The 5410-nt window shown below is 55.6% G+C and carries 6 protein-coding genes and 1 pseudogene; 5 read left to right on the top strand and 2 right to left on the bottom strand.

Features of this window, described 5'->3' with window-relative positions; genetic code table 11:
- Window positions 1-90: 90 nt before the first annotated feature.
- Window positions 91-651: pseudogene (locus J7360_RS21215) on the bottom strand (hypothetical protein); the annotation flags it as partial.
- A gap of 486 nt (window positions 652-1137) precedes the next feature.
- Window positions 1138-1779: a type III secretion system effector protein gene (locus J7360_RS19610; protein ID WP_005997167.1), complete on the bottom strand. Its 642-nt coding sequence runs from the start codon at window positions 1777-1779 to the stop codon at window positions 1138-1140.
- Window positions 1780-2199: 420 nt separating this feature from the next.
- On the opposite strand from J7360_RS19610, the gene J7360_RS19605 reads away from it, so the two are divergent.
- From J7360_RS19605 to J7360_RS19585, 5 genes are all read left to right on the top strand, one after another.
- Window positions 2200-2424: a hypothetical protein gene (locus tag J7360_RS19605; protein WP_209034573.1), complete on the top strand. Its 225-nt coding sequence runs from the start codon at window positions 2200-2202 to the stop codon at window positions 2422-2424.
- Between the two features lie 395 nt (window positions 2425-2819).
- Window positions 2820-3299: a DNA repair protein RadC gene (gene radC, locus J7360_RS19600; protein ID WP_209034571.1), complete on the top strand. Its 480-nt coding sequence runs from the start codon at window positions 2820-2822 to the stop codon at window positions 3297-3299.
- Window positions 3300-3681: 382 nt separating this feature from the next.
- Window positions 3682-4134 (top strand): hypothetical protein, encoded by a 453-nt coding sequence (locus tag J7360_RS19595; RefSeq protein ID WP_139792799.1) that lies wholly within the window; start codon window positions 3682-3684, stop codon window positions 4132-4134.
- Between the two features lie 312 nt (window positions 4135-4446).
- Window positions 4447-5106 carry a DUF1629 domain-containing protein gene (locus tag J7360_RS19590; RefSeq protein WP_017154955.1) on the top strand — a complete coding sequence of 220 codons (660 nt, stop codon included), beginning with the start codon at window positions 4447-4449 and terminating at the stop codon, window positions 5104-5106.
- A gap of 36 nt (window positions 5107-5142) precedes the next feature.
- The gene (locus J7360_RS19585; protein WP_244667845.1) at window positions 5143-5322 is read left to right on the top strand and encodes an AHH domain-containing protein; all 180 of its coding nucleotides are present in this window, start codon (window positions 5143-5145) and stop codon (window positions 5320-5322) included.
- The last annotated feature ends 88 nt before the right edge of the window (window positions 5323-5410 follow it).

The raw sequence follows: 5410 nt of genomic DNA, 5'->3' as shown, positions 1-5410 counted from the left end.
TATGGCGCTCGGCGGCATCACGCCTGCCATGAAGTTGGCGATGGCCGCTTAGCTCCACTTCTGGCGACCGCTAAAAGTGGGGGGATTACCCCTCCATTTGTAAGCGTTGGACAGAACCTGTTGAATGAAGAAGATGAAATTTTCGCCGGTGTTGGGCACTTGCCAGTCGTTTGCTTCAAGCCACTGTATGACCTGCTGACGCGTTGCGCCTTCCCGACGCACATCAAATGCACTAGCAAATGCTGCTGACTGGTCTGCTGCAGGCGTGGCCATCTTCCTGACTGAGCTGGGTGTGACAGTTCCATTAGCTAAGTCAATCTTCACGTTGAGAGTGCCGATATTTCCGTAACTCCGATATACAGACGAATAAACGGCGAACTGGTCGATATCTGCTTGTGCCACAGGTCGCTCTTGAATCCCCGGCGGCGCCACAGAGACGGGACCGTTTACAGTATTGACCGTGTAGAGGTATGGAATGCCGGTCGAACGATCACCGATGTAGGCTTGACCGAGACCCGAAGTCAGCTGATTTGCAAGCGCTCCTCGTTGCGCCTGTGTGCAGGCATCACAGAAGTGGATGTCATTCGCAGTGGCTTGTCCGACATATCCTGCGAGCACTAGGCTGCCAGCCATCACAATCGTCTTAATCATCAAGAACCCCTTTTTAATCCCCTGCCATGGCAGGTTCACCCCCGCCACCTCCTATCGTCAAACCTAAATTCAGTCGTAATTTTGGAATGTAGAGCTCGGTCACACTTGACGGCCAACGCCCACAAAAATCTGGTCTGAGGCTGGGCCTGACGGCCGTCGAGCAGAGGAAATCCTGTCGTGGCACGGGCTAACGGACGCGGACGACAAGGGTTGATGCCAAGTTGCGGTTAGGCCGCGCTTAGCGAGCTTGTGCTCTAGTCGTAGCACATGGTCATCCAATGCTTAGCTTAGCCACGCGCAGCGCTTCGCTCGGGAAGACGGCGCTGGGACTGGAGTAGCGTTGACGAGTAATGCCGCTTGATAAAAATGTTCCAGGCAGTATCCCCAACTGAGCAGCCGGGGCATGCCGGGCACTTGTGAAGCGGCAGGATGTGTGGCTCTGAGATGGTGTGACGATCTAATCAAGTGCTTAACCGATATGCGGCCTCACATGCCGTGAGGCTTATATTTTTTGCGGACAGGTAGCCCATGTTCCTGCCTGATGGAGTTTTCGCTCGGTTGCCTGGTCTTTCGATATTCGTATTTTCCGACGCCGACGGCCCTGAGTTCCTCCTTTCCGGCTTCGGATGTTTCGTCGTAGCGATCTCCACCCTTGTAGGCTCTCGACGTGCCCGCCAATAGATGCTGAGCATGGATAAGCTCGTGTGCAAGAACTACAAACGACTCCTCGGGATCCGATCCAAGACGAAGAGGGGAGCCGTTTGAATTCAGTTCGATATGACTCTGCGGGCTCCATTCTATAATGGCATTGCATCCCTTTCCTTTTCTTGCTCGTTCCTTGGCGAGCTCTAGGTTATCGGCGAAAGTCTCTGGATCATATTTTTCAACTTCGCTCGCGCTAAGTACGGCTCTGGTATTGGGCTGCGCTTCAGCGCCGATCTCCGCTATGGTCACTTTTCGATTCTTGCGAGCGCTGATAGCGCTCAAGCCTTGAAGAAGAGCGCTGCCTGAGCTGCCGGCCGCAATCTTCTCAAGCGCTGATTCAACTTGGTTCTTGTATGGCTCTTCTCGAGCGCTTGTCTGAGTGGAAATATAGATTCCTGGAAAGTTCGTTTGACTGATTGGCATGTGAGTATGTGTCGTCGAAGTGTCTGTAGGAGTTGCACTTGAATGGTAACGGTGAGGAGGCTGACATGTCGCCGGCATGTGAAATCCTGTCATCAATGGCGAATGCATGTTCCATTTCGGGCTCTGTGGATTGAGTTGTCGCAGAGCAGTTCAACCTCCGCGACGCGGTTGAATTAATCAGATTTATATTCAAAGCAGCGATATGTGTGCCTCGGAACTTTCTGGCATCCAATAGGGCGCGACACCGATGGCGCGACGAATGCTAAGAGCGCAATCTGACCTTGCCGGACGTGGGACCCAATGGTCGCTCACCCTACGGGGCGCTTGAGCAGCGCCATCTCGGCACGTGAAGGGGGCTAGCTGCCCTGCGTTGGCCGCGGCGTCTCAAGCGGTGCGACCGCACTGCCGATACTCAGCCCCATGGACAGAGCCGAGCTTCGCCGTCACCTCGAACGCCTGGATGCTGCGGTGCCCGCCCTGCGGGCCTCAAGTCCTGATCGCTGTCATTTTTGGCAAGCCTTTGCCAACATGGCTGCTGCCACCGAGAGCAAGGCGATGACGAGCGAGGACGCGCAGTTCGTCGGCCGTCGGGCCCAGGAAATCTTGTCGTGGCACGGGCTGGAAAACATAGACGAACACGTCTGAGCCCATTGATGCCGACCAGTCTATCCCGACGCCTGCGTGCTTCTCCTGCGCAGCGATGCGTGCGTAAGGCAGGAACAGGTCCGCAGAAGCCCCACTGGCTGCAAAGCCCAGGAGCCGCCTGCTGACATCGATCACCCCCTCCCATCCGAATGCCGTTTAGCCCGCAGGCCTCGTAGGGCATGCATGATGTGCCTTCACCAGCGCTGGGCCTCTTGAAGGGAATCCTAGCTTCGCTGTCCCTATCGCAAGGGCGAGCCTCCTTCTCGACGCTGGCGCTTTGTTGCGGCCCTCCGCTGCGCGCCGCTTGTGCGGTGCTCACTCCCGGGTGCGGTAGGGCCGAACGCTTCGCCTCTCGGTTCCCACGAGGCGCACAACGCGCTGGTGGAGACAAAACGATGAAGCGCACCCAAGACCGAGCAGTCCAGTATCAACTTCAGATGGACGAGGAAGGGATTCTCCTCGCGGCAGCCACCATTCTGGAACAGCGCCTTCAACGCCAGGGCCGGATTCACAGCCCCGACCAAGCTGGCAGCTACTTGGTCGCCCGCTGCGCTCACCTGCCGCACGAAGTCTTCGGTGTCGTCTTCCTGGACAACCAGCACCTCATCATTTCTACCAAGCACTTGTTCTCAGGCACCATCGACGGCTGCGAAGTCCATCCCCGGGTCGTCGTCAAACGTGCCCTTGAGCTCAACGCCGTCGCCCTCATCCTCTTCCACAACCACCCTTCGGGCAATCCGGAGCCCAGCGAAGCTGACCGCAAGGTCACTAAGCGCCTGGAGCAAGCCTTGGGCCTCCTGGACATCCGAGTCCTCGACCACTTGGTCATCGGTGGCCAGAAGAGCGTCAGCTTGGCAGCAAGGGGATGGGCATAGCCCGCCCCCTTAACCTGCGCGGTTTGCCGAGGCTAGACTGCCGAGGTAGATGCATATCCGTGGAGCACAAATGAGATCTTTAAATGTGCGAGGAGCTGTTAGGGAAACGAAAGAACTGCAGATCCTGGCATCTGTCTCCCAAACCTCAATTGTCTGGATGGCTTTGAGCAGTCGATTGACATGATCGTCCGGACGACAAGTTAAGATGGCTGTTGCTGCGCACTTGGCGGCCAGAAGGATTTTTATATTAGAGCTAACGTTTGCTAACAGAGTGACCGCATTTAAAAAATCTTCGAGCTAGAATGTGATTGGCAAACAGTAGTAGAGTGGCTAAAGCTATCAGACAAATTATTTAAATGAGAAATTTTGATAGGGGAATGGCTTGGCATTTCGACCAGATGCGCATAAAGAGCTAATTCGCTACATTTCATCTGCTGGAGGTCAGCCACCGAGACAAACGATTCGTAAAGCCATAATTCTGACCAGTCAGCAGCAATCTGACCTTACAACAGCTTTGCGCCAACTATGGGGTAGCCAGACATACGTCTGTGCGTTGCAACTCGATCTTAAGCCTCAGCACGGTTACAATAGCCGAGTCTTGAAAGATGGATTTTCGGGCGCTAAGTATGTGGAGTGGCTCGTCGCCGGTTGCTCAGACACTGCAGTGGTCGGAGTTGAGAAAAATGGCCGTCCGCACTTACTCGTGCCAGGTGTCATCGATGGCCTAAATACCTTCGACATCGTCGTGCCGATCCGTTCGGATGCTCTTGGTTACGTGCATATTGATGATGTTATTCCTAAGGGGCTGCCGAGTAGGAATAAGCCAAGCAAGTAAGCACAAAAAAAAGCAGTCCCCTCGGCTTTCCTCTAGACCGCCTTGAGGGCGCTGAACTATGAGGTGCTGTAGGACTGCTCTGGTTTATATCCTAGCAAGCCACTTATGGAAAGTCAACCCAGCACATCAATGAGTCAAATTACGCGTATTCAGGGAGAGCGGGATGCTGAAACCTTGGACACAGGCGCTAACGGTCGATCCGGGTGGTGCGCGACACTGCGGCGGTGTTGCAAGAGTCTTGCCTACTTTGTCTGCCCAAGCAGCTACCGGTAGCGCTAGACTCCGGTCACGGTGTTCAATGGATGTAAGCCTATGGACGGGGTGCAACGCGTGGAAACGATGATGACCAATGAACCAAAAGAGGGTGAGTTCTTCCAGTTGCGGCCAGATGCTCGTCGAGGCGGAAAAGGCCACGGCGTGGTCTTCGAAAACCGGGAAGCATTGCTGACTCCTCCGCGACTGATTCTGAAGCCGAAACAGGGTGGTTTTCCAACATTGCGAGAAACGCCGCGTCTGGTCTACATCCCGAGCGAGGGATCCCTGCCCGAAGATTTGGAAGGCGGGTTCAGCGGCTACTGGCTGGTCTCTGATCGTCTGCGGCAGGTCATGGAGCACGTAGACCCGTCCGCATTCGTTTTTGCGGACACGGACTACACATTGCCGGACGGGTCCAGGGGGCCGCGCGTTTTCCTCTGTGATGTGGTGCGCACTGTGGATGCCCTGGACGAAGACGCTTCAGAGCTGACCATCGAGGTCAGCGACGATTACGAAGATGGCAAGTATTACGACATGGCTGGCGGCACACGGCTGGCTTTTAAGCGTGACGTTCTCGCTGGGGCACACGTCTTTAGGCTTCCGTTTCATGGCGGCGTCTTCTGCGACCGTGTGTTCAAGGACGCAGTGGAAGCAGCAGGTATTGGCACCCAGGGCCAGTCGGATGGCCTGTGGTTCTACGACGTGGTGAATCGCTAACTGCTTGACCGAGGCAACAGGGAGGGAGCCGGATTCATGTCGAACTACCGAACGCATTTTCAAGATCACCACAACATCGAACAGCAGACGCTGAAAAACAGCGAGCTGCTAGACCTCCTCCAGCGAGCGGGAAAGTTCGATATTCATGCGCCTGAGAACCGCCTGATGTTGCCGGCGGACCCACAGTTCGCGCGCGCCTTGGACATCACCCGGTAATCCCCCCACTTTTAGCGGTCGCCAGAAGTGGAGCTAAGCGGCCATCGCCAACTTCATGGCAGGCGTGATGCCGCCGAGCGCCATATTC

The organism is Xanthomonas sp. D-99, from assembly GCF_017746145.1.
GTDB classification, from domain to species: domain Bacteria; phylum Pseudomonadota; class Gammaproteobacteria; order Xanthomonadales; family Xanthomonadaceae; genus Xanthomonas; species Xanthomonas cissicola.
Note: the sequence above shows the minus strand (reverse complement) of the source record. Positions and strands in the feature narration are given on the sequence as shown.

Bases quoted from the DNA above. Each gene is read 5' to 3' on its own strand.
- J7360_RS19610 (WP_005997167.1), bottom strand. From the start codon at position 1,779: ATGCCAATCAGTCAAACGAACTTTCCAGGAATCTATATTTCCACTCAG.
- J7360_RS19605 (WP_209034573.1), top strand. From the start codon at position 2,200: ATGGACAGAGCCGAGCTTCGCCGTCACCTCGAACGCCTGGATGCTGCG.
- radC (WP_209034571.1), top strand. From the start codon at position 2,820: ATGAAGCGCACCCAAGACCGAGCAGTCCAGTATCAACTTCAGATGGAC.
- J7360_RS19590 (WP_017154955.1), top strand. From the start codon at position 4,447: ATGGACGGGGTGCAACGCGTGGAAACGATGATGACCAATGAACCAAAA.
- J7360_RS19585 (WP_244667845.1), top strand. From the start codon at position 5,143: ATGTCGAACTACCGAACGCATTTTCAAGATCACCACAACATCGAACAG.